This is a genomic window from Aquabacter albus (assembly GCF_040049275.1).
Lineage (GTDB): Bacteria > Pseudomonadota > Alphaproteobacteria > Rhizobiales > Xanthobacteraceae > Aquabacter.
The window spans coordinates 206,791-231,450 of record NZ_JBDZDT010000009.1 but is presented as its reverse complement, the minus strand read 5'-3'; the positions used below and the strand labels follow the sequence as shown (position 1 = coordinate 231,450).

The following is a 24,660-nucleotide window of genomic DNA, read 5'->3' as shown; positions in this document are numbered from 1 at the left end:
CATGCACCGTGGCAGAAGCCTCAATCCAACGCTTCGTTCCCATCGGAAACATCATGGCCCATCCTAGAAAAACCGAGCAGCGCCTGCTTACCGCGGACGAGATGGAATTCGTGGAGAAGGCGCGCCACCCCGTGCTGGGCGAGCTCGCCCACGCCGACCTTCACGCGCTGGTCCAGCATCTGCGCGACCGCCGCGACCGCGCCCAGACCATCGCCAACAACCAGCGCCGCAGCCTGCGCGGCAAGGGCGGGCGGGGCGAGGTGACGTTCGAGAAGGCGGATGTCGGCAACCGCCAGAAGGCGGCCGTGCTCACCGATGCGCTCACCCGCGCGCGCCGCGAGATGACCCGCCGCGCCGCCGCCGAGGCGCGCGAGCAGCTCATCAGCAATGCCCGCCACGCGCTGGCGATGAAGCGCGCCGCCCACCCGCCGGGCCATCCCGATGCCGGCCAGCACGCCAATGAAGGCATGCATTCCAAGGCCAAGACCCGGGCGGATCGCATTGGCAGCCGCTCGGGCGAGGCCGGCCGGGTGACCAAGTTCGTCGCCACGGCGCAGGCGAAGAAGGACGCGCGCTAGATTTGGCTGCGGTCGCATAGGGGGCATGGTCGCCCCAGTTCAAGCTGTCATCCCCGGACTTGATCCGGGGATCCACGGGGCTCCGCCAGGTCCGGGCTTAAGGGATGGACGTGGATGCCCGGGTCAAGCCCGGGCATGACGGTGTATCGGACGAAGAGTTGCTTCGCTCAATCCGCCAGTTCCAGCCGCAGATCCAGCGTCGAGCGCCGGCCCACATCGTCCCCGTGCTCCGCGATGAAATCTTCCGCCGCCTGCCGCCCCAGATCGCGCAGGTGCTGGAGGAAGGCCCATTCCGCATTCATCTTTGACGACAGGTCGAACCCCACCAATTGGTCCGCCCCGCCGATGCGGTGCAGGCGCACCCGGCGGAAGCCGGAGGAGCCCAGGGTCCAGCGGGTGAGAAGCCCCTGTTCGATGAGCTGCGTCACCTGGTCGATGGCACGCAGCTGGGCCAGCAGCGAGGCGTTGAAGGTGATCTCGTTGATGCGGTTCTGGATCTCGGCCGAGGTGCGCGGCGTCTCCTCGCGCAGGATCGGGTTGATCTGCACCAGGAGGATGTCGTCCGCCTCCACGTGCTCGTAGAGCGGGAATAGCGGCGGGTTGCCCATATAGCCGCCGTCCCAATAGGGAACCCCGTCAATCTCCACCGCCTGGAACAGCAAAGGCAGGCAGGCGGAGGCCATCACCGCCTCGGCCGTCATCTCCGTGTGCCCGAACACACGGGCGCGCCCCGTATGGACGTTGGTGGCGGAGATGAACACCTTCACGTTCGAGGCGCGGATGGCCTCAAAATCCACGTGCGCGTGGAGGATGTCCCGCAGCGGATTGAGGTTCAGGGGGTTGAAATCGTAGGGCGAGAGGAAGCGGCTCGCCACCTCGAAGGCGATATAGGCCGGGCTCTTCGCCAGCGACCAGTTGCCCAGCACCCGGTCGAACGCGGTGCGCTGCAGCGGCGAGAGGCGCCCGTCCCGCGACACGTCCCGCCAGAATTCGGTGAGCGCGGCCCGGGCCTGCGTCGGCCCGCCCTTGGCGAGGCCGGAGGCCATGACCACCGCGTTCATGGCGCCCGCGCTGGTGCCCGAAATGCCGGAGATGGAGAGGCTCTCCTCCTCCAGCAGCCGGTCCACCACGCCCCAGGTGAAGGCGCCATGGGCGCCGCCCCCCTGGAGCGCGAGCGAGATAGGCTTGATGGCGTCCTGTCGGGCCATCATGCCCTCCCTGGCTTCACTCGGCGGTCCAGCCGCCGTCGATGGACTGCATGGTGCCGGTGATGGACCGGGCGCCGTCGGAGGTGAGCCACACGGCGAGGTCCGCCACTTCCTCGACCGTCACGAATTCCTTCGTGGGCTGGGTGGCGAGGAACACGTCGCGCTTCACCTGGTCCTCGGAGATGCCGTGGGCCTTCGCCTGCTCGGGGATCTGGTGCTCCACGAGGGGGGTCCAGACATAGCCGGGGCAGATGGCGTTGCAGGTGATGCCGAACGTGGCGGTCTCAAGGGCGATGGTCTTGGTGAGGCCGGCAATGCCGTGCTTGGCCGAGACATAGGCCGACTTGAAGGGCGAGGCGACGAGTGCGTGGGCCGACGCGGTATTGATGATGCGGCCCCACTTCTTCGCCTTCATGCCGGGGATCGCCGCGCGGCTCGCATAGAAGGCGGCCGAGAGGTTGATGGCGATGATCTGGTCCCACTTCTCAATGGGGAAGTCTTCCACCGGCGCGACATATTGGATGCCGGCATTGTTCACGAGGATGTCGCAGGCGCCGAGATCGGTCTCGGCCAGCTTCACCATGGCCTCGATTTCCTCGTGCTTCAGCATGTTGGCGGGCGAATAGAGCGCCTTCACGCCGAAATCGGTCTCGAACTTCTTGCGCTCGGTCTCGATGGCGGCGGCGTCGCCGAGGCCGTTGATGACGATGTTGGCGCCCTGGGCCGCGAAGCCGCGCGCGATGGCGAGCCCGATGCCGCTGGTGGAACCCGTGACGACGGCGACCTTACCCTTCAAGGACATGTTCGGTTCCCCATGAACGAAAGAGCGGAGCCGCAAGGCGGCATCCGCCCGGTTTAGATGAGGGCTATGACGCTTGCGTCACGCCTAAGGGTGCGCCGCAGACCTTGCGCCGCAAAACAGGCCCGCGCAACGGTGACGGGCCGTCACGGCTTGAGGCAAACGGCCACCACCTGCTTGACGGGGTTCTCGCATTTCACCGTCGGCGCCCCATCATTGGGCGAGGAGAAGACGGCCACGTGCTGCATCCCCTCCTCCTGGTTGACGCAATAGCCGCCCATGAGCTGCTCGCCGGTTTCGCAGGTGCTGGTGCAGCCGCCATTGGGGCAGGGCGTGCTGCGGACCGAGACCGCCGGGGACTTGGCGGCGGCGCCCTGGGCGCCGGCGGGACCGGCCGGGCCGGCCGCACCCTGAGGCCCCTGCGGGCCCTGGGGACCGGCAGGCCCCTCGAAGCATCCCGCCAGCGGCAGGGCCAGGGCCGCCACCATGACAAACTTGAAGAAACCCATGAAATACCCTCCCCCGCCAATGTGTTAGGGCATCTAGCACGGCCTTCATTACGGGAAGAAGGCAGAGGGTTGGAACGGGATGTGGAGGCCTCTTCCGGCCGCCATGGAAACGCCGGGTCCGAGACGCTACATTAGGGAACATGCACGATCATCCGCAGCCCACCCAGGCGCACGCCCACGACCATGACCACGGCCAATGCGTCGCCGGCGCCCTGGCGCGGGTGGAGCAGCTTTGCGCCGAGAAGGGCCTGCGGCTCACCCCCCTGCGCCGCCGCGTCATGGAGGTGCTGGCAGAGAGCCATGTGCCGCTGGGCGCCTATGAGCTGGTGGAGCGGCTCGGCCCGGAGGGGGACCGGCCGCCGCCCATGTCGGTCTACCGGGTGCTGGATTTCCTCGTGTCGGAGGGGCTCGCCCACCGCATCGAGAGCCGCAACGCCTTCCTCGCCTGCGGCCATGTCCATGAAGCGGGCGATGTCGCTTTATTCCTCATCTGCGAGCGCTGCGGCGCAACGCGGGAGGTGGCGTCCCACGCGGTGGGGCGCGACCTCTCCTGGGCCGCCCGCGCCGCCGGTTTCGAGCCGCGCCAGAGGGTGCTGGAGCTGGCGGGCCTGTGCGCACATTGCCGCGATCTGCCCTGACGCGGCGCAGCACAGATTGACGTTGAACCGTTGCCGGCCTACCCCTTCGCCGACCCTGAAGGATGCGAGACATGACCATCGCCAGCGTCGTGCCCGATGAATTGCTGGAAGCCGGCCCCGCCTATCGCAAGCAGACCGTAGGCGTGCCCGTGGGCCGCGTCATGGTGGGCGGCGGCGCCCCCGTGGTGGTCCAGTCCATGACCAACACCGACACGGCCGATATCGAGGGCACGGTGCGCCAGGTGGCGGCGCTGGCCCGCGCCGGCTCGGAGATCGTGCGCATCACGGTGGACCGGGACGAGGCCGCCGCCGCCGTGCCGCACATCAAGGAAAAGCTGCTGCGCATGGGCATCGACGCCCCACTGGTGGGCGATTTCCATTATATCGGCCACACCCTGCTCGCCGATCACCCGGCCTGCGCCGAGGCACTGGACAAATACCGCATCAATCCCGGCAATGTGGGCTTCGGCGACAAGCGCGACCGGCAGTTCACCGCCATCGTCGAGACCGCCATCAAGCACGACAAGCCCGTGCGCATCGGCGCGAACTGGGGCTCGTTGGACAGCGAATTGCTGACCCGCCTCATGGACGAGAATGCCAAGCTGCCCAAGCCTGCCGAAGCGCGGGCGGTGACGCGCGAGGCGCTGGTGCGCTCGGCTCTCCTCTCGGCGGCTTTGGCCGAGGAGATCGGCCTCGGGCGCGACCGCATCATCCTCTCCGCCAAGGTCTCGGCGGTGCAAGACCTGATCGCGGTCTATTCCGAACTCTCCCGCCGCGCGGACTATGCGCTCCATCTCGGCCTCACCGAGGCGGGCATGGGTTCGAAGGGCATCGTCGCCTCCACTGCCGCCATGGGCGTGGTGCTCCAGGCGGGCATCGGCGACACCATACGCGTCTCCCTGACCCCGGAGCCGAACGGCGACCGCACCCGCGAGGTGCAGGTGGCCCAGGAAATCCTGCAGACCATGGGCCTGCGCACCTTTGTGCCGCTGGTGGCCGCCTGCCCTGGCTGCGGGCGCACCACCTCCACCGTGTTCCAGGAGCTGGCGCAGAGCGTGCAGGACATGATCCGCGAGCGCATGCCGGTGTGGAAGCAGTCCTATCCCGGCGTCGAGGCGCTCAACGTGGCGGTCATGGGCTGCATCGTGAACGGGCCGGGCGAGAGCAAGCACGCCGATATCGGCATCTCGCTGCCCGGCACCGGCGAGACCCCCTCCGCCCCCGTCTTCATCGACGGCAAGAAGGCGGTAACGCTGCGCGGCCCCAACATCCAGCAAGAGTTCCGCGCGCTGGTTGAGGATTATGTCGCCCGCCGCTACGGCGTCGCGAGCAGCGCTCCGGCGGACGCGGCCGAGTAGCGCCTTCCTCCCGCCCGATGAAACGGGCAATAAGGCCTCTCCTAACGTCAAGTTTGGAGAGGTTCCGTTTATGAAGATCGCACTGCTTTCAGCTTTTGCCGCCGCTTTCTGCCTCGCCGCGCCGCTCCAGGCGCAGGAGGTCTCCTCAAGCCCGACCCAGGTGCGCGCCGGCACTTATGCCGCCGATCCCGGCCACACACGGGTGACCTGGAGCATCAGCCATCTCGGCTATTCCACCTATAGCGGCATCTTCCCGGCGGTCACCGGCACGCTGGTTCTGGACGAGAACGACACGTCCAAGAGCCGGGTGGACGTGACGATCCCGGTGGAGCGCGTCGGCACGCTTGATCCGGACCTCGACAAGCATCTGAAGGCGCCCGATTTCCTCGACGTGGCGAAATTCCCCACGGCGACGTTCAAGTCCACCGGCATCAAGGCGGCGGGGCGCACCGCGAAGATCACCGGCGACCTGACCCTGCGCGGCGTGACCAAGCCGGTGACGCTGGACGTGACCTTCAATCAGGCCGGCGTCGCCATGGACAAGCTCTATACGGTGGGCTTCGACGCCACGGCTGTCATCAAGCGCTCCGATTTCGGCATGACCACCTATCTGCCGGTGCTGGGGGACGCGGTGACCCTGCGCATCGAGGCGGAGTTCAAGGCGAAGTAGGTGCCTTTGTCCTGGACAAGCGACGCCGTAGGCGGAGTGCAGATCCGGGACCCAGCGCAAAGGATCGCCGAAGGCGCTTCAACCCATCTCCGCTGCCACGCGGCGGAGATGCTTTTTACGCTGGTCGCGGGTTGCCGGCTTCGCCGAAGTTTTGCGCTGGATCCCGGATCTGCGTTCGCGCTGCGCGCTCTCTTGTCCAGGACAAGCCTCACCCCACCTTCCGCCGGTCCTCAATGGTCTTCGCATCCGCCGGCAGGGTGCCCGGCGCGATCAGGACGAGCCGGCCGCGCAGCTTGGTGGAGGCGCGCAGATCCTCCAGCAGGGCGTCCTGGGAGAGCAAGGTGGCGTCCGCCACCTCCACTTCCAGCAGCATGTCGTCGGAGGTGCCGTCATGGTCCACCACGAGGCGGGCCTTGGCGATGGCCGGATGCTTCTTCACCGCCGCCGTCACCTGCACCGGATGCACGAACATGCCGCGGATCTTCGTGACCTGATCGGCGCGCCCGAGCCAGCCGCGCAGGCGCATATTGGTGCGCCCGCAGGGGCTGATGCCGGGCAGGACAGCGGAGAGATCGCCGGTGGCGAAGCGGATGAGGGGATAATCGCACTCCAGCAGCGTCACCACCACTTCGCCCACCTCGCCCTCGGCTTCCACGGGATCGCCCGTGCCGGGACGCAGGATTTCGATGATCAGGTCCTCGTCGGCGATGAGGCCGTCCTCGGCCTCGCTCTCATAGGCGACGAGGCCGAGATCGGCGGTGCCGTAGCATTGGCGGGCCATCACGCCCGCCGCCTTCAGGTCCGCCCGCTGGGCCGGCAGGAACGCCTCGCCGGAGACCAACGCCTTCTTCAGCGAGGAGATGTCGACGCCTTCCTCCCGCGCCTTGTCGACGAGGATCTTCAGGAAGGAGGGCGTGCCGCCATAGCCGTTGGGGCGGATATCGGCGATGGCGCGCAACTGCAGGTCGGTCTGGCCGACGCCCGCCGGCACCACCGCGCAGCCCAGCGCATGGGCGCCGGATTCCACCATCGAGCCGGCGGGGGTGAGGTGGTAAGAAAAGCAATTGTGGACGATCTCGCCGGCGCGGAAGCCGGCGGCATAGAGGGCGCGGGCGAAGCGCCAATAGTCCGGCCGGCGGCCTTCGGGATCATAGATGGGGCCGGGCGACATGAAGATGCGCGCAAGCTGGCCCGGCGCCGTGCCGTTGAGCCCGCCGAAGGGCAGGCTTTTGGGCTGGATGGTCAGAAGGTCCGACTTGCGCGTGACGGGGAGCTTGGCGAGGGCCGCGCGGCTGTCGACGGCGTCCGCATCCACGTCCTTCAGGAGCTCCACGAAATAGGCGGAGCGGGCCTTGGCGGTGGCGATCTGGGCGGGCAGCGCCTCCATCAGCGCAGCTTCGCGGGCCTGCGGATCGCGGGTTTCGCAGGCGTCGTAATGGCGGCTGGCTTCGGTCATGGTGTCTCGCTCCTCTGCCGCTGCGCGGCCCCCTCCCCAACCCTCCCCCGCACGCGGGAGAGGGAGCTGCCGGCGCGCTTGTCTGAAACCGTCATGCCCGGGCTTGACCCGGGCATCTACGTGGCGTGGCCTGGAACAGCATCGCCGGTCGTCGCGAACGGTTGGTCGTGGATCCCCGGGTCAAGCCCAGGGATGACATTCGCTCTGTTTGATCAGCGTTCGGCGACAGATCGGCAACGCCTCACAGCCACCTCTTCCGGCGCTTGAACGACTTCAAATTCTTGAATGACTTCCGCTCCTCTCCGCCGCCCTGGCCGAGATAGAATTCCTTCACGTCCTCATTGGACGTGAGCTGCGCCGCCGTGCCGTCCAGCACGATCTTGCCCTGCTCCATGATGTAGCCCGTATCCGCCACCGAGAGCGCCACCCGCGCATTCTGCTCCACCAGGAGAATGGTGACGCCCAGATCCCGGTTGAGCTGCTTGATGATGCCGAACACCTCCTTCACCAGGAGCGGCGAGAGGCCCATGGAGGGCTCGTCCATGAGGATCAGCTTGGGGCGGGCCATCATGGCGCGGCCGATGGCCAGCATCTGCTGCTCGCCGCCGGAGAGATAGCCGGCGAGCCCCGTGCGCTCCTTCAGGCGCGGGAAATAGTCGTAGACGCGCTCAATGTCGCTTTTGATCTCGTTGTCGCGGCGCGTGAAGGCGCCGAGGCGCAGGTTTTCCAGCACGGTCATGTCGGCGATGATGCGGCGGCCTTCCATCACCTGGAAGATGCCGCGCCGGACGATCCTGTCGGGCTCGATGCCGTTGATCCGCTCGCCCAGAAAGGTCACGTCGCCGCGGGTGATCTCTCCGTCCTCGGACTTCAGCAGACCGGAAATAGCCTTGAGCGTCGTGGACTTGCCCGCGCCGTTGGAGCCGAGCAGCGCCACGATCTGGCCTTGCGGCACCTTCAGCGAGAGGCCGCGCAGCACCAGGATGACGTCGTTATAGACCACCTCGATATTGTTCACCGACAGCATGGGCGCGACCGCGCCATCGTCCAGCGGGGGGGCCTCGCGCTCGATCTTCAGTGCGGCGTCTGCCATGGCGACCTCTTCAAGCCTTCTAAGCCGTCATGGCCGGGCTTGTCCCGGCCATCCACGCGGCTCCGCTAGGTGGTGCTTAAGGGAGAGACGTGGATGCCCGGGACAAGCCCGGGCATGACGGCTCCTTCTTGAGCCTCCGCCTCACCAGCCCTGCAGCTCGGTCTTGCGGGGCAGGTCGATGGTGGCGACCTTCTCCAGCGCGATGGTGCCGTTCTTCACCAGATCCGCCAGCGGCGCGTCGGTGGGACCCTTCACCACGGAGCGGTAGAGGTCGACCTTGGTGGTGGGGCGGTGGTCGGTGGCGGTCCAGGTGGAGGGATTGCACACCCCGTCCGTGCCCTTCGGCACCCAATTGGCCTTCTGATACATGCCGTCGCGGATCTTCACGCCGGTCACGCCACCATTCTTGTCGGCCCAGTCCACGGCTTCCTTCATGTACATGACCGTGCAGACGGCGGCCATGTAATGCACCGAGCGATAGGCGTTGCCGCTCGGGTCTGACATCTTGGAGATGTCCTTGAAGGTGGTCATGCCGGGGGCGGAACCGCTCCAGGTGACGGCGGTGCGCACCGGGAAGACGACGCCGTTGGCGGCGGAGCCGGCGGCCTTCATGGCCTCCTCGCCCATGCCCCACACATTGCCCAGGAACTGCACCTTCACGCCGGCGGTCTCGCAGGCTTTGAGCACCGAGATGTTCGAGCCGGCCGTGTTGCCGAGATAGGCGTAATTGGCGCCCGACTGCTTCAACGTCAGGCACTGGGCGGTGTAGTCGCCGGGGGTGAGGGCGAAGGTGACGGGGTCGAGCACGTCGAAGCCCAGCTCCTTGGCATAGGCCTCGGCGGCGGCCTTAGGCGAGTTCGGATAGGGGTGGTTGGCGCCCATATGGACCCATTTGGGTTTGCCCTGGCCGCCCTTGGCCTTCCAGTCGTCGGCGGCCCACTGCACCATGGCGCGGGCGGCGTCGGAATAGGACGGGCCGTAGAAGAAGTTGAAGGGGGCGGCGCGCTCGCTCCTCTCGTTCACCCGGCCCTTGGGGTCGGTGAGGGAGGCGGAATAGGAGCCGGAATAATAGGGGATCTCCTCCTTGGTCACCATGGCGACCAGCGCCTCGGTGTCGGCGGTGCCCCAGCCCTGGATGGCCACCACCTTGTCGGTGCCGATCCACTTCTTGAAGGCGGCCAGCGCACGCGGCACCTGGTAGCCGTATTCGTTGAAGTCGGAATTGATCTGCTTGCCGTTCACCCCGCCGTTCTTGTTGATCCAGGCGATGGTGTCCTGCACGCCCTGGCCGTAGGGCTGGCCCACATCCGAGGTGCCGCCGGAATAGTCGGCGAGGTGGCCGATATTGATGGTCTGGGCCATGGCCGGCGCCGCGCTCGCAAGGGCGAGGGCCGAGACCAGGGACAATGCGATCTTCTTCATCGATCTCTCCTTGGCGTTTCCGTTTCGTCTTGATCCGGCGGTCTTAGGCCGCCTTTTTCGGGTCCTTCAGTACGAGAAGGGGTAGAGCTTCCAATAGGCCTTGATCTGCCGCCAGCGATGGGCGAGCCCATCTGGCTCGAACATCAGGAACAGGATGATGACGGCGCCGATCAGCATCTCGCGCATGTAGGTGATGCCGTCCTTCAGGTGCAGCATCTGGTCGATGGCGCTGCCCTGGAGGGCGCTGGCCAGCGCGCCGGTCAGCTCGGGCAGCAGCACCATGAAGATGGTGCCCAGCATGGAGCCCATGATGGAGCCGAGCCCGCCAATGATGATCATGGCGAGGAACTGGATGGAGAACAGGATGTCGAGCCCCTCCACCGACATGTAGCCGATATAGTGGGCATAGAGCGCCCCGCCGATTCCGGCATAGAAGGACGAGATGCCGAATGCCATGGTGCGGTACTTGGCGAGGTTCACCCCCATCATCTCGGCGGAGAGATAATGGTCGCGCACGGCGATCAGAGCCCGCCCGTCGCGGGTGCGCATGAGGTTGGCGGCGAACAGATACATCACCACGACGAACACCAGCACCACGTAGAAATAGCGCTGGTCGCCCGACATATCGAAGCCGAGAATGGTGAAGGGCGCCGCCACTGCCCCCGCGGTGCCGCCGGTGAACCAGGCGGCGCGCACGAAGAAGTCCTGCAGGATGAACTGCGCGGCCAGCGTGGCGATGGCGAGGTACAGCCCCTTCACCCGCGTCGCCGGCAGGCCGAACAGCAGGCCGACCGCCGTGGTCCAGAGGCCCGCCAGCACGATGGCGATGGGCACCGGCACGCCGTGCTCTGCCAGGAACACCGAGGCGAAGCCACCGAAGCCGAAGAACACCGCGTGGCCGATGGAGATCTGGCCGGAAAAGCCGACGAGGATGTTGAGCCCCAGCGCGGCGATGCCGAGATAGCCCATCTGGATCAGCAGGCTGAGATGGTAGCTGCTGAGGAACAGCGGGGCGAGCGCCAGCAGCACGATGCCCGCGAGGAGGAAGGCGAACGTCAGGCGCGTCGCGAAGATGGTCTGGTCGGCCCGATAAGTGGTGCGGAAATCGCCGCACGGGCGCATGGATTCGGCGGCCATGGCTCACACTCTCTCGATGTCGCGGGTGCCGAACAGCCCGTAGGGCCTGATCATCAGGATGATGATCAGGACGTAGAAGGGCACGATTTCATACAGGTTGCCCCAGTGGAGGAACTGGCTGTCGAAATAGTGGGCCACGTTCTCCAGCACGCCGATGATGAGCCCGCCCACCACGGCGCCGAGCACGCTGTCGAGCCCGCCCAGGATCACGGCGGGGAACACCTTGATGCCGAAGAAGGAGAGGGCGGCGGAGACGCCGTTGACGATGCCCACCACCACGCCGGCGACCGCCGAGACCGCCGCCGAGATGCCCCAGGAGAGCGCGAACACCTGGCGCACCGAGATGCCGAGCGACTGGGCCACCTGCTGGTTGAAGGCGGTGGCCCGCATGGCAAGGCCCATGCGGGAATATTTAAAGAACCAGGCAAAGCCCGCCATGATGGCGAGGGAGACGCCGGTGGACATCAGATAGGCCGTCTGCACCTGGAGCCCGAGGATATCCACCTTGGTCACGGAGAAGACCGGCGGGAACGGCTGGGCGAAGGTGCCGAACATCCATTTCATCAGGGCCTGGAAGAAGATGCTGAGGCCGATGGTCACCATGATGACCGAGATGACCGGCTCGCCGATCAGGGGCCGCAGCACCAGGATCTGGAGCGCGAGGCCGAACAGCATCATGAAGGCCAGCGAGAACAGGAAGCCCCAGAAGAAGGGGATCTGCCAATAGGTGAGCAGCCACCAGCAGGTCCACGCGCCGATGAGCAGGAACTCGCCCTGGGCGAAGTTCACCACCTGGGAGGCCTTGTAGATCAGCACGAAGCACATGCCGACCACGCCGTAGAGCGTGCCGATGATGAGCCCGTTGATGACGAGCTGGAGGAGGAGCTGGAAGGTCATCGGGCGGCTCCCCGGTTGGCGGACGCGAAGCCCCTTTGAGGGGGAACAGGTGGCACGTTGTTTCCACCTCTCTCCGAGGGGGAGAGGTCGGCTGCGCAGCAGCCGGGTGAGGGGGCTCCGGGGTTCCAGAACTTGAGAGGGCGGTGCCCCCTCACCCCGACCCTCTCCCCCTCGGGGAGAGGGAGTTGCCCGCCGTTGATCTCGCGCCTTTCCATCGCACTGCCCTGTGCGCCGCCGCCAAAAGCCCTCTCCCGCTTGCGGGGGAGGGTTGGGAGGGGGCCGGCTGGAAGCCGGGAAATGCTGGGAGTGTGGAGAGGTCGGGTCCATCTCGCTTCGCGAGGCCCCCTCCCCAGCCCTCCCCCGCAAGCGGGAGAGGGGGTGGCGCCGCACGGGAGGGAGGCCGCCGCCATCACGCCGCCCTCCGCTTCGCCGCCGGGGCCGGCTGGGCGATATCCAGGTCCACCACGTTCAGCACGGTCTTGATGCGCTGCTTGGTGCCGTCCTGGAAGGTGATGGTGGTGTCCACGTCGATCTTGGGATCGCCGCGATACATGGCGTCGATGATCTCGCCATAGCGTTCGTTGATGACGCCGCGGCGCACCTTGCGGGTGCGGGTCAGTTCGCCGTCGTCGGCGTCCAGCTCCTTGTAGAGGAGGAGGAATTTCGAGATGCGCTGCTTCTCCGCCAGCGTCTTGTTCACCTCCTCCACCTCGCGCTTCAGCAGCGCCACCACCTCGGGCTTGGCCGAGAGGTCGGTATAGGTGGTGAAGGCGATACGCTTCTTCTCCGCCCATTTCGCCACGATGGGGAAGCGGATGCAGATCATGGCGGCCAGATGCTCCCGCCCGTCGCCGAGAATGACAGCCTCGGCCACATAAGGCGAGAATTTCAGCTTGTTCTCGATGTATTGGGGCGAGAAGCGGTCGCCCCTCGCGGTCGCGGCCATGTCGCGCACGCGGTCAATGACCACGAGATGGCCCTTGGCGTTGAGGTAGCCGGCATCGCCGGTCTTCATCCAGCCGTCGTCCCCCACCGACTTCTTGGTCTCTTCCTCGTTCCGGTAATAGCCGGTGAAGATGTTGGGGTGGCGCGTGACGATCTCGCCGAGCCCGTTGGGGTCGGGATCGTCGATGCGCAGCTCCACGCCCGCCATGGGAACCCCGACCGTGTCGAAGTCCACGTCCCTGGCGGTGTGGATGGTGTAGGCGCCCAGCAGCTCGGTCTGGCCGTAGAGCTGGCGCATGGGCACGCCCAGCGCCAGGAAGAAGCGGAATGTGTCCGGCCCCAAAGCCGCGCCGCCCGTGGCCGCCGACTTCAGCCGGGAGAAGCCAAGCCGGTCGCGCAAAGCGCGGAACAGGATGAAGTCGGCGAGGGGGGAGCGCCGGCCCTCGTCCAGGGCTTTCAGGCCCAGCTTCATGCCGATGTCGAACATGGCGCGCTTGAGCGCCGAGGCGTCCATCATGCGGGCGCGCACGTCCGCCGCGATCTGCTCCCACACGCGCGGGGCGAACAGCACGAAGGAGGGGCCGATCTCGCGCATGTCGGCCATGGTGGTCTCGGGCTCCTCCACGAAGTTCACCTTCATGCGGGAGATGAGCGCCTGACCGAAAGCGTAGATCTGCTCCATGATCCACGGCATCTGGAGCACGCTGACATATTCGTCCTCCGGCCCGCGCATGTCGGCGGCAAGGTACGCCCCGCAATGGCGGATCAGCGCGCCGGAGGTCAGCATGGCGAGCTTGGGGTTGGACGTGGTGCCGGAGGTGGTGCACAGGATCGCCACCTCCTCCCCGTTCCCCGCCTTCACCAGGGCCGCGTAATGGCCGGGCTCGGCGGCGTGGCGCGCCGCGCCCTTCTCTTCCAGATCCTTGAGGGAGACGAGGCGGGGGTCGTCATACTTCCGCAGGCCGCGCGGGTCGGCATAGACGATGTGGCGGACGGTCGGGATGCGGTCCTCGAGCTGGAGCAGCTTGTCCACCTGCTCCTCGTCCTCGGCGAGGATCACCGCCACGTCGGAATGGGTGACGAGATAAGCCACCTCGTCGCCCAGCGCGTCGCGATAGATGCCGAGGCTCATGGCGCCGGCCGCGTGGGCGGCGATCTCGCCCATCAGCCATTCGGGCCGGTTGTCGCCGATCAGAGCCACCACGTCGCCGCGCTTGACCCCGAGGGCCTCCAGCCCCAGCGCCATGCGCCGCACGCGCTCCGACACCTGCTTCCAGGTGTAGGAATTCCAGATGCCCAGGTCCTTCTCGCGCAGCCAGATGTCGTCCGGGTGCGCTGAGGCGTGCAGCTCCAGGAGCTTGGGGAAGGTGTCGTGGACGGCGAGGTCCGGGAGGGATGCGGGGCTGCTCATGGCGGTCACGCGGAGAGGGCTTCGGCTTCGAGCACCGGGTCTTCCTCGCCCAGATAGGCCTTCTTCACATGGGGGTTGGCGAGGATGGTCTCGGGCAGGCCCTCCGCGATCTTGCGGCCGAAATCCAGCACCATCACGCGGTGGGAAATGTCCATGACCACGCCCATGTCGTGCTCGATCATGATGATGGTCATGCCCCACTCTTCATTGAGATCGACGATGTAGCGGGCCATGTCCTCCTTCTCCTCGAGGTTCATGCCCGCCATGGGCTCGTCGAGGAGAATGAGCTTGGGCTCCAGCGCCACGGCGCGGGCCAGCTCCACCCGCTTGCGCAGGCCGTAGGAAAGAGTGCCGGCGGTGGCCTTGCGCACATGCTGGATGTCGAGGAAGTCGATGACGTCCTCCACCTTGCGGCGGTGTTCCAGCTCTTCCTTCTGCGCGCCGCCGACCCAGTAGAGGGCGCCGGTGAAGAGGTTGTTTTTCAAGAGGTGGTGGCGGCCCACCATGATGTTGTCCAGCACGCTCATATGGCCGAACAGAGCGAGGTTCTGGAACGTGCGGCCGATGCCGATGGCGGCGCGCTTGTTGGGCTTCAGCCGCGTGATGTCGCGGCCCTCGAAGGCGATGGCGCCTTCCTGGGGCGAGTAGCGGCCGGAGATGCAGTTGAGCAGCGAGGTCTTGCCGGCGCCGTTCGGGCCGATGATGGAGAACAGCTCCCCCTTGCTCACGGAAAAGCCGACTTCGCTCAGCGCCTTGAGGCCGCCGAAGCGCAGCGAGATATCGCGCACGTCAAGGAGCGTGTCGCCCAAGCCTTTTCTCCCTCGCAGGGGAAGCGCTGAGGCAGCCTCCCCCTCTCTTTTCACTTCCGTCACGGAAGCATCTTGCCCGATCATGTCGCCGGGCTTTGGTATGGAAACAATCGAACGTTCTTTTTTTCCTCGGGTCAAGGCTCTTTTTGGCCTATCCCGGCTTGCGTCGGGGGAGCGGCGCGCTCACTGTATGGCTGCCGCCCGCCACGGGCGGCTCTCATCCAACACCCGAGGCTCAGGGCAGGCAAGGCCGATCCTCCAGGTCCAGGAAAGATGGCGCGCACAATCGGTTCCAACGGCGCAAGGACGGCGAAGGCCATCCGCCAGGCAGGCGTGCAGCTCATCTACAAGCACGGCTACGAGGCCATGAGCCTGCGCCAGCTCGCCTCCGAGGTGGGGCTGCAGTCTGGCTCGCTCTACAAATATTTCGAGAACAAGCAGAGCCTGCTGTTCGACATCGTCCGCGACCATATGGAGGACCTAATCTCCAAGGCCGAAGAGGCCATGAGCGATGTGAACGGCCCGCTGGAGCGGCTCAAGGCGTTCGTGGATTTCCACCTGCGCTATCACATGACGCGCAAGGCCCATGTCTTCATCGCCAATATGGAGATCCGCTCGCTGGACGAGCCGCACCGCGCCATCGCCATCGAGATGCGCCGCCGCTACGAGCACATGCTGGAGGACGCGCTGCGCCAGGGGGCGAAGCACGGGGTGTTCAAGGTGCCGGAGCCGAAGGTCTCCACCTATGCCATCATCTCCATGCTCACCGGCATCTGCATGTGGTATCGCCCCGACGGGCGCCTCAGCCAGGACGAGCTGGTGGCCATCTATACCGACCTCGTGGTGGACGGCGTTGCCAAGCAGGATGCCGCGGAGGCAGCCGCGCCCGTGGGGCGCCGCCGGGCGAGCGCCTGATTTCTTCTTGCGCTCCGTTTAAAAAAACGTACGGTCGTTTCTAAGCCGGCCTGGATCGGCATCGGGAGGAAGGGCGCGCGCGGGTCCATGCGCCTGCGCCGTTCGGCGGGGCCGACGCCTTTTCTCGCACGCATATGGGGGTGAGGCAGCTCATGGCCGTCATCGATGATGCAGTGGACCGCCGCTCCGACGCCTTCCGGCAGAACCGCGAGGCGCTGGCCTCAAGCGTCGCCGAGCTGCGCGGCCATGTGGAGCGCATCTCCGAGGGCGGTGGCGCGGTGGCGCGCGAGCGGCACCTGAAGCGCGGCAAGCTGCTGCCCCGCGACCGCATCCGCACCCTTCTGGACACCGGCTCGCCCTTTCTGGAGCTGTCCCAGCTCGCCGCCTTCGGCATGTATGACGACGACGTGCCCGCCGCCGGCATCATCACCGGCATCGGCCGTGTCTCGGGCCGCGAATGCATGATCGTCGCCAACGATGCCACCGTGAAGGGCGGCACCTATTTCCCCGTCACCGTGAAGAAGCACCTGCGCGCCCAGGCCATCGCGCGGGAGAACCACCTGCCCTGCATTTATCTGGTGGACAGTGGCGGGGCGAACCTGCCGAACCAGGACGAGGTGTTTCCCGACCGCGAGCATTTCGGCCGCATCTTCTTCAACCAGGCCAACATGTCGTCCGAGGGCATCGCCCAGATCGCGGTGGTGATGGGATCGTGCACCGCCGGCGGGGCCTATGTGCCCGCCATGGCGGACCAGTCCATCATGGTGAAGAACCAGGCCACCATCTTCCTCGGCGGCCCGCCTCTGGTGAAGGCGGCCACCGGCGAGGTGGTCACCGCCGAGGAACTGGGCGGCGCGGACGTGCACACCCGCGTCTCGGGCGTCGCCGACCATATGGCCGAGAATGACGCCCACGCGCTGGGCATCGCCCGCACCATCGTCGCCGACCTCAACAGCGCCAAGGCCCACGGCCTCGACATCTCGGCGCCCCGCGCCCCGCTCTACGATGCGGAGGATATTTACGGCATCGTTTCCCAGGATCCGAAGAAGCCCTTCGACGTGCGCCAGATCATCGCCCGCATCGTGGACGGTTCCGAGTTCGACGAGTTCAAGCCGCTCTACGGCCAGACCTTGGTCACCGGTTTCGCTCGCATCTTCGGCTATCCCGTGGGGATCATCGCGAACAACGGCATCCTGTTCTCGGAGAGCGCGCTGAAGGGCGCGCATTTCGTGGAATTGTGCTGCCAGCGGGAGATCCCCTTGGTGTTCCTCCAGAACATCACGGGCTTCATGGTGGGCCGCAAATACGAGGCGGGCGGCATCGCCAAGGACGGGGCGAAGCTGGTGAATGCGGTCTCCTGCGCCGCCGTGCCGAAATTCACCGTGGTGATCGGCAATTCCTTCGGCGCCGGCAATTACGGCATGTGCGGCCGCGCCTTCGATCCGCGCTTCCTCTGGATGTGGCCCAATGCCCGCATCTCTGTCATGGGCGGCGAGCAGGCGGCGAACGTTCTCGCCCAGGTGCGGCGCGACGGCATCGAGGGCAAGGGCGGGGCGTGGTCGGTGGAGGAGGAAGCTGCCTTCAAGGCGCCCATCCAGGCGCAGTATGAGCGCCAGGGGCATCCTTATTATTCCTCGGCACGGCTGTGGGACGACGGGGTGATCGACCCCGCCGACACCCGCATGGTGCTGGCTTTGGCTTTGTCCGCTTCGCTCAACGCGCCGACGAGGGAGACGCGCTTCGGCGTGTTCCGGATGTGATGGGAGCTTTGCCCTGCGCTGAGTTCAGTTCCTCCTCTCCTGCGCATTGCGCGCCCTCCCCCCTTGCGGGGGAGGGTTGGAGAGGGGGGTGTCTCTCCCTTCGCTCCGGCGCTTTGGTTCCTGGCGGCGCCATACCCCCCTCCCCAGCCCTCCCCCGCAAGGGGGGAGGGAGTTCAGGGTGCAAGGGGGGAGGGGACGTACAGCATTCGCGGAGGGATCAGTCATGACCCTCCTCGTCTCCCACGAGGACGGCGTCGCCGTCCTCACCCTCGACCGGCCCGAAGTCCACAACGCCTTCGACGACGCCCTCATCGCCGCGCTGACCGCCGCCTATAAGGACGCCGCCGAAAACCCCCATGTGCGCGCCGTCCTGCTGCGCGCCAACGGCCCCTCCTTCTGCGCCGGCGCGGACCTCAACTGGATGCGCCGCATGGCCTCCTATTCCCACGCCGAGAACGTCGCCGATGCCGAGGCCCTCGGCGCGCTCATGCGCACCATCGACACCTGCCCGAAGCCGACGCTGGTCCGCGTCCACGGTTCGGCATTTGCCGGCGCCATCGGCCTCATCGCCTGTTCGGACATCGCGGTCGCGGTGCCCGAGGCGCTGTTCGCAGTGACCGAGGTGCGCATCGGCCTCATCCCCGCGGTCATCAGCCCCTATCTGGTGCGCGCCATGGGCGCGCGGCAGGCACGGCGCTATTTCCTCACCGCCGAGCGCTTCCCGGCTGAAACGGCTCTGGCCCTCGGCCTCATCCACGAAGTGGTGCCGGCGGAGGAGCTGGACGCGGCCATGGCGAAGCATCTGAAGGCCCTCACCGCCGGCAGCCCGGCCGCCCAGAAGGCGACCAAGGAGCTGGTCGCCGCCGTGGACCGGCCGCTCTCTGCGGAGGTCATCGCCGACACCGCCCGCCGCATCGCCGACCAGCGGGCCAGCGCCGACGGCCGCGAGGGGCTCGGCGCATTCCTGGAAAAACGCAAACCCGAATGGGGGCAGACATGACCCGGCCCATCCGCACGCTGCTGATCGCCAATCGCGGCGAGATCGCGGTCCGGGTCATGCGCACCGCGCGGGCCATGGGGCTGAAGACCATCGCCGTCTATTCGGAGGCCGATGCCCGTGCGCTGCATGTGGAGAGCGCGGACGAAGCCTATCCCATCGGCCCCGCCCCGGCGCGGGAGAGCTATCTGAAGATCGACGCCATCATCGACGCGGCCCAGAAATCCGGCGCGGACGCCATCCATCCCGGCTACGGCTTCCTCTCCGAAAATGCCGCTTTCGCGGACGCCTGCGCGGCGGCGGGCATCGTCTTCGTGGGCCCGCCCGCCTCCGCCATCCGCGCCATGGGCTCCAAGAGCGCCGCCAAGGCGCTGATGGAAACCGCCGGCGTGCCGCTGGTGCCCGGCTATCACGGCGAAGACCAGGACGAGGCGCTGCTCGCCCGCGAGGCGGGGCGCATCGGCTATCCCGTGCTCATCAAGGCGTCCGCCGGCGGCGGCGGCAAGGGCATGAAGGTGGTGCGCGCGGCCGGCGAATTTTCGGAGGCTCTGGCCTCCGCCAAGCGCGAGGCCAGGAGCGCGTTCGGCGACGACCGGGTGCTGGTGGAGAAATATCTCACCAAGCCGCGCCACATCGAGGTGCAGGTGTTCGCCGACACCCACGGCAACGCCGTCTATTTGAACGAGCGCGACTGCTCCATCCAGCGCCGGCACCAGAAGGTGGTGGAGGAGGCGCCCGCACCCGGCATGTCGGCCGAGCGCCGCGCCGCCATGGGCAAGGCGGCCGTGGATGCCGCCAAGGCGGTGGGCTATGTGGGCGCCGGCACGGTGGAATTTATTGCCGAGGGCGACCACTTCTTCTTCATGGAGATGAACACCCGCCTCCAGGTGGAGCATCCCGTCACCGAGGCCATCACCGGGCAGGATCTGGTGGAATGGCAAATTCGGGTGGCGCGCGGCGAGACCCTGCCGCTCACCCAGGCCGACATCCCGCTCATCGGCCACGCCATCGAGGTGCGGCTCTACGCCGAGGACCCGGACCGGGACTTCCTGCCCCAGGTGGGCCGGCTCGATCATCTCGTTTTGCCTTCGGGCATACCGGGCGTGCGGGTGGATTCCGGCGTGCGCGCAGGCGACAGCGTCTCCATCCATTACGACCCCATGATCGCCAAGATCATCGCCGCCGGCGCCGATCGGGCGGAGGCGGTGGGCCGCATGGGCGCGGCGCTTGCCGCGACCGAAGTGGTGGGGCTGCCCACCAACCGCGCCTTCCTCCAGGCCATCGTCGCCGAGCCCGCCTTCGCCGCGGCGGAACTGGACACCGGCTTCATCGAGCGCCATCGCGACACCCTCTTGCCGGGCCCGGCCCCGGTGGAGCCGCGCGCCCTGGCCCTCGCGGCGCTCCACGTGCTGCTGGACGAGGCGCGCATGTCCGCGCAGACGGCGGATGCGGCCGATCCCTTCTCCCCCTGGGGCCTCGCGCCGGGATGGCGGCTCAACCGCTCCGCCTTCGTGGACCTTACCTTCGCCGACGGGGCTGCGCGCATCGCGGTGCGCGCCCATTACGTGCCCGGCGGCTTTCATCTGGACCTGCCAGGTGGCCAATTGTCGGTCGAGGGCGTCATGGACGATGACGGCACCCTCACCGCCCGCCTCGACGGCGTGCGCCTGCGGGCGCGGGTGGTCCGGTCCGGCCAGCGCCTCACGGTGTTCGCCGCCGGCACCGAGCGCAGCCTCGACCATGTGGACCCGCGCCTCGCCTCCATCGAGGCCACGGGCACCGCCGGCCGGCTGGTGGCGCCCATGCCCGGCACCATCATACGCGTGGCGGTCAAAGCGGGCGATCAGGTGGCGAAGGGCGACGCGCTGGTGGTGGTGGAGGCCATGAAGATGGAGCACACGGTCGCCGCGCCCCGCGAGGGCACGGTGAAGTCCGTGCGCTTCGCCGTAGGCGACCTCGTGGATGAAGGCGCCGAGCTTTTGGTGCTGGAGGATGCCTCGTGAGCCGGCCCGCCCGGGTGCGCATCGTCGAGGTCGGCCCGCGCGACGGGCTCCAGAACGAGAAGGGCACCGTGCCGCTGGCCGCCAAGGTGGCGCTGATCGATGCGCTCTCCGCTGCGGGCGTAAGCGTGATCGAGAGCGGCAGCTTCGTCTCGCCCAAATGGGTGCCGCAGATGGCGGATACGGCGGAGGTGCTGGCGGGCATCAGAAAGCGCCCCGGCGTGCGCTATCCCGTCCTGGTGCCGAACCTGAAGGGCCTGGAAGCGGCGCTCGCCTCGGGGGTGGAGGAGGTGGCCGTGTTCGCCGCCGCCTCGGAAGCGTTCAGCCTGAAGAACATCAATTGCTCCATCGAGGAAAGCCTGGATCGCTTCGCCCCGGTGATGGACGCCGCCAGGGAGGCCGGCATCGCGGTGCGCGGCTATGTCAGCTGCGTGCTCGGCTGCCCTTATCAGGGCGAGGTGCCGCTGGCAGATGTAGTGCGTGTCTCCGAAGCCCTCATCGCCATGGGCTGCTACGAGGTGTCCCTGGGCGACACCATCGGCGTGGGCACGCCGGACAAGGCGAAGGCCATGGCGGCGGCGGTGGTGGATGCCATCGGCCTCGCGCGCACGGCGGTGCATTTCCACGACACCTACGGGCAGGCTCTGGTGAACGTGCTCGCCTGCCTGGATCTGGGCGTGAGCGTCGTGGACAGCGCGGTGGCGGGCCTCGGCGGCTGTCCTTATGCAAAGGGCGCCTCGGGCAACCTCGCCACCGAGGATCTCGTCTACATGCTGGACGGGCTGGGCGTGGAGACCGGGGTGAACCTGGACGCGCTGGCCGCCGCGGGCCGGGCGATCACGGACGCCTTGGGCCGGCGCCCGGCGTCAAAGGTCGCACAGGCGCTGGCGGCGAAGCTGGATTAAATCTCTTCAGCGTCACGCCTTTGCCGCCGTGATCATCATCCCTTACCACCGTCATGCCCGGACTTGATCCGGGCATCCACGCGGCGCCGCCGGGATAAGCTTTGCAAGACCAGGACAAACGGCGAGACATGGATCCCCGGATCAAGTCCGGGGATGACGTTCGTCTGCTTCAGCCGCTTTTCACCCCCGCCCGCGATTCGCCCGCGTGGGAATCACCTGGTGCTGCACCCAGTTGCGGATCTCGCGGGTGCGCAGATCCTTGGAGATGACGGCGCCGTCCACCCCGTTGCGCCACACCAGCGCGTGGTTGGTGGGGTCGCGCTCCAGCTTCTCCAGATCCGCGATGAAGCTCTCTTCCTCCTCCTCGTCCAGGAAGAAGCCTTCCACCACGAGGGAGGGGCTCAGCCGGCGGAAGATGGCGGCCATTTCCCGGAACGGATATTCCGGGTGGTACTGCACGCCCCAGGCCATGGTCTTGCCCACGGGGATTTCCGCTGCCTGCACCACCGAATGGTCGTTGCTGGCCAAAAGCCGCGCGCCCTCGGGCAGGGTCTCCACCTCGTCGAGATGGACCGTCATGGCCTCGAACACGGGGGGTTTGCCCTCGAACATGGGGTGGCCGGCGCCGTGCTCGGTCAGGCGGATGCGCCGGCCGAAGCCCACTTCCCGCCCCAGCGGATTCTTCCGCACCACCCCGCCCGCCGCCACCGTGATGAGCTGGAGGCCCCAGCAGCTGCCGAACACCGGCGTGCCGGTCGTGAAGGCTGACCGCAGCAGCTCGATCTGCTGGTCGATGGCCGGCTCGCGATTATAGATGTTGAGGGACGAGCCGGTGATGGCGATGCCGTCATAGCCCTCAAGGCCGCCCGCATCGGGAAGGTTCGCGCCGGGATCGGCGGGATAGCAGATGTCCACAACCGCCTGGGGGAACAGCTCGCGCAGCAGGCGGGCATAGCCCTCGCTGGCAGCTTCGCCGCCGAACTTCACCTGGCGGGCGCGGGCTTCGGCGGTATTCCCTTCAATGACGAGGAGACGGGTGGAGGACATGATGCAAACGGTTCGTGCCTATGAATCTGTGCCTTGCAGCATAGCGCCCATTTTGACGAAAGCGAGGATTCGGCAACCTTTTCTCCATTTCGGTCACTCGGAAAAGGTGGAATCCAGAACCCCCTTCGCCCGGCTCCTTCGCTCCTGCAGCAGGAGATAGACGCCCGAGCTCACGACGATTGCGGCGCCGCAAATGGTCCACACGCTGGGCACGTCGCCGAACAGCAGCCAGCCCAGCGCCACCATGCCGAGGATCTGGAGATAGATGAAGGGCGCCAGCGTCGCCGCGGGCGCGCGGGCATGGGCGAGGATGAGCATGAAATGCCCGGTGCCGGCGACGGCGCCCAGCTCCAGCATGGCGGCATAGACCATGGGCTCGTGCGGCGTCTCCCACACGAAGGGCAAAGGCACGGAGGCGGCGATGGAGCCGACGAGGGAGGAATAGAACAAGGTGGTCGGCGTCGGGTCGTAGGGTGCCAGCATGCGCGTGGTGATGCCGTAGAGCGCATAGGTGATGGCGGCGCCCACGGAGAGCAGGGCGGCCGGGTGGATGCCGTGCCCCGGCTGGGCCACGAGGAGGATGCCGGCGAACCCCACCAGGATGGCTGCCCAGCGCTTCGCGCCGATCCATTCCCCCAGCATCGGCCCCGCGAAGAGGGCGACGAAGAAGGGGGTGGAGAACATGATGGAGACGGTCTGGTCCAGCTGGAGGAACTGGAGCGCAAAGAAATTGAGGGCCGTGGTGGTGAACAAAAGGGCCGAGCGAATGAGCTGGAGCCCGGGCCGGCGCGTGCGCAGGAGGCCCGGCACGGTCCAGGGATTGAACACGATCAGCGACAGCGCGAAGTGGATCACATAGCGCGACCACACGATCATGAAGATGCTGGTGTGGCCGGAGAGCCATTTGGCGGTGGCGTCGGTGAGCGCGAATGAGCCCACTGCCAGGCACATGAGGCCGATGCCCACCATGGTCGCGCCGCTCTTGAGCAGCGGCGCGGCGGGCTTCGGGGAAGGAGGCGCCCCACCGGGCTCAGCGGGAGGGCGCATGACGTCTCAATAGGTGGCCCGGCCGCCCGAAATGTCGAACACGGCGCCGGTGGTGAAGGAGCAGTCGGCCGAGGCCGCGAACGCGACGGTGGCGGCCACCTCCTCCACCTTCACGAAGCGGGCGCGCGGGATTTTCGAGAGCATGTAGGCCACATGCTCCTCGGTCATCTGGTCGAAAATGGCGGTCTTGGCCACGGCGGGCGTCACGCAGTTCACCGCGATATCGTATTCCGCCAGCTCCTTACCGAGCGACTTGGTGAGCGCGATCACGCCGGCCTTCGAGGAGGAATAGGCCGAGGCGTTGGGGTTGCCTTCCTTGCCGGCGATGGAGGCTACATTGACGATGCGCCCGTAATTCTGGGTGATCATGGTGGGCACCACGGCGCGGCAGCAATTGAAGGTGCCCGTCAGGTTGATGGTGAGCACCTGCGCCCACGCCTCCGGCGGATACTCCCAGAGCTTCACGTTGGGGCCGGAAATGCCGGCATTGTTGACTAGGATGTCAATGCGTCCGAGCGCCGCCAGCGTCTCCTCCACCGCCCGCTCCACCTGGGCGAGGTCCGTGATGTCCACGGTGATGGGGGTGACGCGCTCCAGGCCCAATTCGCCCGCTGTCTTGTGCGCGAGGTCGGCGTCACGGTCCCAGATGGCGACCTTGGCGCCGGAGGCGAGGAAGCGCTCCACGATGGCGCGGCCGATACCCTGCGCGCCCCCCGTGACGACGGCGCGGCGGTTCTCAAGATCGATGGCGTTGGGCATGCTGCTCCCCTGGACGGCCGTATCCCGGCATTGGCTTTGATTGAAGGCACTCTTAATCGATTAGATGAGGGATAACGCGAGCGCGGGCGCGCGGGAAAGCTCTATTCTTGCATATGGCTGTCGCCGGCTCATGCGCGCGGCGCGGGGCGGATGCTGAACGCTTGCAGGAGCCCCCTGCCTTGAAGGTCTCAGAGGTCCAACACACCTCGCCACCGTCATGCCCGGGCTTGTCCCGGGCATCCACGTCTATCCTTTAGTCGAAATCCGGCGGAGCCCCGTGGATGGCCGGGACACGCCCGG

General features: G+C 67.0%; 22 protein-coding genes. 9 read left to right on the top strand and 13 right to left on the bottom strand.

The genetic code is table 11. The annotated features are described in order from the left end of the window. The first annotated feature begins 53 nt into the window (after nt 1–53). The gene (locus tag ABLE91_RS23280; protein ID WP_348934764.1) at nt 54–578 is read left to right on the top strand and encodes a hypothetical protein; all 525 of its coding nucleotides are present in this window, start codon (nt 54–56) and stop codon (nt 576–578) included. Nucleotides 579–745: 167 nt separating this feature from the next. On the opposite strand, the gene ABLE91_RS23275 is transcribed toward ABLE91_RS23280, so the two are convergent. From ABLE91_RS23275 to ABLE91_RS23265, 3 genes are all read right to left on the bottom strand, one after another. After that, nucleotides 746–1,786, bottom strand: coding sequence for a patatin-like phospholipase family protein (locus ABLE91_RS23275; protein WP_348934762.1), 1,041 nt, complete (start codon nt 1,784–1,786; stop codon nt 746–748). A gap of 16 nt (nt 1,787–1,802) precedes the next feature. Next, on the bottom strand, nt 1,803–2,588 hold the full coding sequence (locus tag ABLE91_RS23270; protein WP_348934761.1) for a 3-hydroxybutyrate dehydrogenase: 786 nt from the start codon (nt 2,586–2,588) through the stop codon (nt 1,803–1,805). Nucleotides 2,589–2,731: 143 nt separating this feature from the next. After that, on the bottom strand, nt 2,732–3,094 hold the full coding sequence (locus ABLE91_RS23265) for a hypothetical protein (protein WP_348934760.1): 363 nt from the start codon (nt 3,092–3,094) through the stop codon (nt 2,732–2,734). Between the two features lie 140 nt (nt 3,095–3,234). Between ABLE91_RS23265 and ABLE91_RS23260 the strand changes: the two genes are divergently transcribed. The 3 genes from ABLE91_RS23260 (at nt 3,235) to ABLE91_RS23250 (ending at nt 5,760) form a co-directional block, all read left to right on the top strand. Further along, a complete protein-coding gene (locus ABLE91_RS23260) occupies nt 3,235–3,732 on the top strand; it encodes a Fur family transcriptional regulator (RefSeq protein ID WP_348934758.1) in 498 nt (165 codons plus the stop codon). A gap of 71 nt (nt 3,733–3,803) precedes the next feature. Beyond that, nucleotides 3,804–5,090: a flavodoxin-dependent (E)-4-hydroxy-3-methylbut-2-enyl-diphosphate synthase gene (gene ispG / locus ABLE91_RS23255; protein WP_348934756.1), complete on the top strand. Its 1,287-nt coding sequence runs from the start codon at nt 3,804–3,806 to the stop codon at nt 5,088–5,090. Nucleotides 5,091–5,160: 70 nt separating this feature from the next. Beyond that, complete coding sequence (locus tag ABLE91_RS23250) at nt 5,161–5,760, top strand: YceI family protein (protein ID WP_348934755.1); 600 nt, start codon at nt 5,161–5,163, stop codon at nt 5,758–5,760. Nucleotides 5,761–5,968: 208 nt separating this feature from the next. Here ABLE91_RS23250 and ABLE91_RS23245 read toward each other — a convergent pair whose 3' ends face one another. From ABLE91_RS23245 to ABLE91_RS23215, 7 genes are all read right to left on the bottom strand, one after another. After that, complete coding sequence (locus ABLE91_RS23245; RefSeq protein WP_348934754.1) at nt 5,969–7,216, bottom strand: phenylacetate--CoA ligase family protein; 1,248 nt, start codon at nt 7,214–7,216, stop codon at nt 5,969–5,971. 241 nt (nt 7,217–7,457) lie between these two features. Then, a complete protein-coding gene (locus ABLE91_RS23240) occupies nt 7,458–8,309 on the bottom strand; it encodes an ABC transporter ATP-binding protein (protein WP_348934753.1) in 852 nt (283 codons plus the stop codon). A 141-nt stretch (nt 8,310–8,450) separates the two neighbouring features. Then, nucleotides 8,451–9,731 (bottom strand): ABC transporter substrate-binding protein, encoded by a 1,281-nt coding sequence (locus ABLE91_RS23235; protein WP_348934751.1) that lies wholly within the window; start codon nt 9,729–9,731, stop codon nt 8,451–8,453. Nucleotides 9,732–9,797: 66 nt separating this feature from the next. Beyond that, nucleotides 9,798–10,868, bottom strand: coding sequence for a branched-chain amino acid ABC transporter permease (locus ABLE91_RS23230; RefSeq protein ID WP_348934750.1), 1,071 nt, complete (start codon nt 10,866–10,868; stop codon nt 9,798–9,800). Between the two features lie 3 nt (nt 10,869–10,871). After that, nucleotides 10,872–11,765, bottom strand: coding sequence for a branched-chain amino acid ABC transporter permease (locus ABLE91_RS23225; protein ID WP_348934748.1), 894 nt, complete (start codon nt 11,763–11,765; stop codon nt 10,872–10,874). A gap of 409 nt (nt 11,766–12,174) precedes the next feature. After that, entirely contained in the window at nt 12,175–14,121 is a 1,947-nt protein-coding gene (locus tag ABLE91_RS23220; RefSeq protein ID WP_348934746.1) for a long-chain fatty acid--CoA ligase, read from the bottom strand. Between the two features lie 5 nt (nt 14,122–14,126). Then, on the bottom strand, nt 14,127–15,014 hold the full coding sequence (locus ABLE91_RS23215) for an ABC transporter ATP-binding protein (RefSeq protein ID WP_348934743.1): 888 nt from the start codon (nt 15,012–15,014) through the stop codon (nt 14,127–14,129). Between the two features lie 189 nt (nt 15,015–15,203). On the opposite strand from ABLE91_RS23215, the gene ABLE91_RS23210 reads away from it, so the two are divergent. The 5 genes from ABLE91_RS23210 (at nt 15,204) to ABLE91_RS23190 (ending at nt 21,507) form a co-directional block, all read left to right on the top strand. Continuing rightward, entirely contained in the window at nt 15,204–15,845 is a 642-nt protein-coding gene (locus ABLE91_RS23210) for a TetR/AcrR family transcriptional regulator (protein ID WP_348934741.1), read from the top strand. A 152-nt stretch (nt 15,846–15,997) separates the two neighbouring features. After that, a complete protein-coding gene (locus tag ABLE91_RS23205) occupies nt 15,998–17,605 on the top strand; it encodes a carboxyl transferase domain-containing protein (protein ID WP_348934738.1) in 1,608 nt (535 codons plus the stop codon). A gap of 223 nt (nt 17,606–17,828) precedes the next feature. Continuing rightward, a complete protein-coding gene (locus ABLE91_RS23200) occupies nt 17,829–18,605 on the top strand; it encodes an enoyl-CoA hydratase/isomerase family protein (protein WP_348934736.1) in 777 nt (258 codons plus the stop codon). Beyond that, a complete protein-coding gene (locus ABLE91_RS23195) occupies nt 18,602–20,605 on the top strand; it encodes an acetyl/propionyl/methylcrotonyl-CoA carboxylase subunit alpha (RefSeq protein ID WP_348934734.1) in 2,004 nt (667 codons plus the stop codon). The genes ABLE91_RS23200 and ABLE91_RS23195 overlap by 4 nt, the downstream gene beginning before the upstream one ends. Further along, nucleotides 20,602–21,507 (top strand): hydroxymethylglutaryl-CoA lyase, encoded by a 906-nt coding sequence (locus tag ABLE91_RS23190; RefSeq protein WP_348934731.1) that lies wholly within the window; start codon nt 20,602–20,604, stop codon nt 21,505–21,507. Before ABLE91_RS23195 ends, ABLE91_RS23190 begins: the two co-directional genes overlap by 4 nt. Nucleotides 21,508–21,687: 180 nt before the next feature. On the opposite strand, the gene ABLE91_RS23185 is transcribed toward ABLE91_RS23190, so the two are convergent. The 3 genes from ABLE91_RS23185 to ABLE91_RS23175 all read right to left on the bottom strand — a co-directional run bounded on the left by ABLE91_RS23185 (nt 21,688) and on the right by ABLE91_RS23175 (nt 24,360). Beyond that, on the bottom strand, nt 21,688–22,554 hold the full coding sequence (locus tag ABLE91_RS23185; RefSeq protein WP_348934729.1) for a type 1 glutamine amidotransferase: 867 nt from the start codon (nt 22,552–22,554) through the stop codon (nt 21,688–21,690). Nucleotides 22,555–22,647: 93 nt separating this feature from the next. Beyond that, nucleotides 22,648–23,601: a DMT family transporter gene (locus ABLE91_RS23180; RefSeq protein ID WP_348934727.1), complete on the bottom strand. Its 954-nt coding sequence runs from the start codon at nt 23,599–23,601 to the stop codon at nt 22,648–22,650. Between the two features lie 6 nt (nt 23,602–23,607). Continuing rightward, nucleotides 23,608–24,360, bottom strand: coding sequence for an SDR family NAD(P)-dependent oxidoreductase (locus tag ABLE91_RS23175; RefSeq protein ID WP_348934725.1), 753 nt, complete (start codon nt 24,358–24,360; stop codon nt 23,608–23,610). Nucleotides 24,361–24,660 lie beyond the last annotated feature (300 nt).

Coding starts and splice junctions, on each gene's coding strand:
- ABLE91_RS23275 (WP_348934762.1), bottom strand. CDS start 1,786: ATGGCCCGACAGGACGCCATCAAGCCTATCTCGCTCGCGCTCCAGGGG.
- ABLE91_RS23280 (WP_348934764.1), top strand. CDS start 54: ATGGCCCATCCTAGAAAAACCGAGCAGCGCCTGCTTACCGCGGACGAG.
- ABLE91_RS23230 (WP_348934750.1), bottom strand. CDS start 10,868: ATGGCCGCCGAATCCATGCGCCCGTGCGGCGATTTCCGCACCACTTAT.
- ABLE91_RS23175 (WP_348934725.1), bottom strand. CDS start 24,360: ATGCCCAACGCCATCGATCTTGAGAACCGCCGCGCCGTCGTCACGGGG.
- ABLE91_RS23215 (WP_348934743.1), bottom strand. CDS start 15,014: ATGATCGGGCAAGATGCTTCCGTGACGGAAGTGAAAAGAGAGGGGGAG.
- ABLE91_RS23205 (WP_348934738.1), top strand. CDS start 15,998: ATGGCCGTCATCGATGATGCAGTGGACCGCCGCTCCGACGCCTTCCGG.
- ABLE91_RS23265 (WP_348934760.1), bottom strand. CDS start 3,094: ATGGGTTTCTTCAAGTTTGTCATGGTGGCGGCCCTGGCCCTGCCGCTG.
- ABLE91_RS23195 (WP_348934734.1), top strand. CDS start 18,602: ATGACCCGGCCCATCCGCACGCTGCTGATCGCCAATCGCGGCGAGATC.
- ABLE91_RS23260 (WP_348934758.1), top strand. CDS start 3,235: ATGCACGATCATCCGCAGCCCACCCAGGCGCACGCCCACGACCATGAC.
- ABLE91_RS23220 (WP_348934746.1), bottom strand. CDS start 14,121: ATGAGCAGCCCCGCATCCCTCCCGGACCTCGCCGTCCACGACACCTTC.
- ABLE91_RS23240 (WP_348934753.1), bottom strand. CDS start 8,309: ATGGCAGACGCCGCACTGAAGATCGAGCGCGAGGCCCCCCCGCTGGAC.
- ABLE91_RS23210 (WP_348934741.1), top strand. CDS start 15,204: ATGGCGCGCACAATCGGTTCCAACGGCGCAAGGACGGCGAAGGCCATC.
- ispG (WP_348934756.1), top strand. CDS start 3,804: ATGACCATCGCCAGCGTCGTGCCCGATGAATTGCTGGAAGCCGGCCCC.
- ABLE91_RS23180 (WP_348934727.1), bottom strand. CDS start 23,601: ATGCGCCCTCCCGCTGAGCCCGGTGGGGCGCCTCCTTCCCCGAAGCCC.
- ABLE91_RS23245 (WP_348934754.1), bottom strand. CDS start 7,216: ATGACCGAAGCCAGCCGCCATTACGACGCCTGCGAAACCCGCGATCCG.
- ABLE91_RS23200 (WP_348934736.1), top strand. CDS start 17,829: ATGACCCTCCTCGTCTCCCACGAGGACGGCGTCGCCGTCCTCACCCTC.
- ABLE91_RS23250 (WP_348934755.1), top strand. CDS start 5,161: ATGAAGATCGCACTGCTTTCAGCTTTTGCCGCCGCTTTCTGCCTCGCC.
- ABLE91_RS23225 (WP_348934748.1), bottom strand. CDS start 11,765: ATGACCTTCCAGCTCCTCCTCCAGCTCGTCATCAACGGGCTCATCATC.
- ABLE91_RS23185 (WP_348934729.1), bottom strand. CDS start 22,554: ATGTCCTCCACCCGTCTCCTCGTCATTGAAGGGAATACCGCCGAAGCC.
- ABLE91_RS23270 (WP_348934761.1), bottom strand. CDS start 2,588: ATGTCCTTGAAGGGTAAGGTCGCCGTCGTCACGGGTTCCACCAGCGGC.
- ABLE91_RS23235 (WP_348934751.1), bottom strand. CDS start 9,731: ATGAAGAAGATCGCATTGTCCCTGGTCTCGGCCCTCGCCCTTGCGAGC.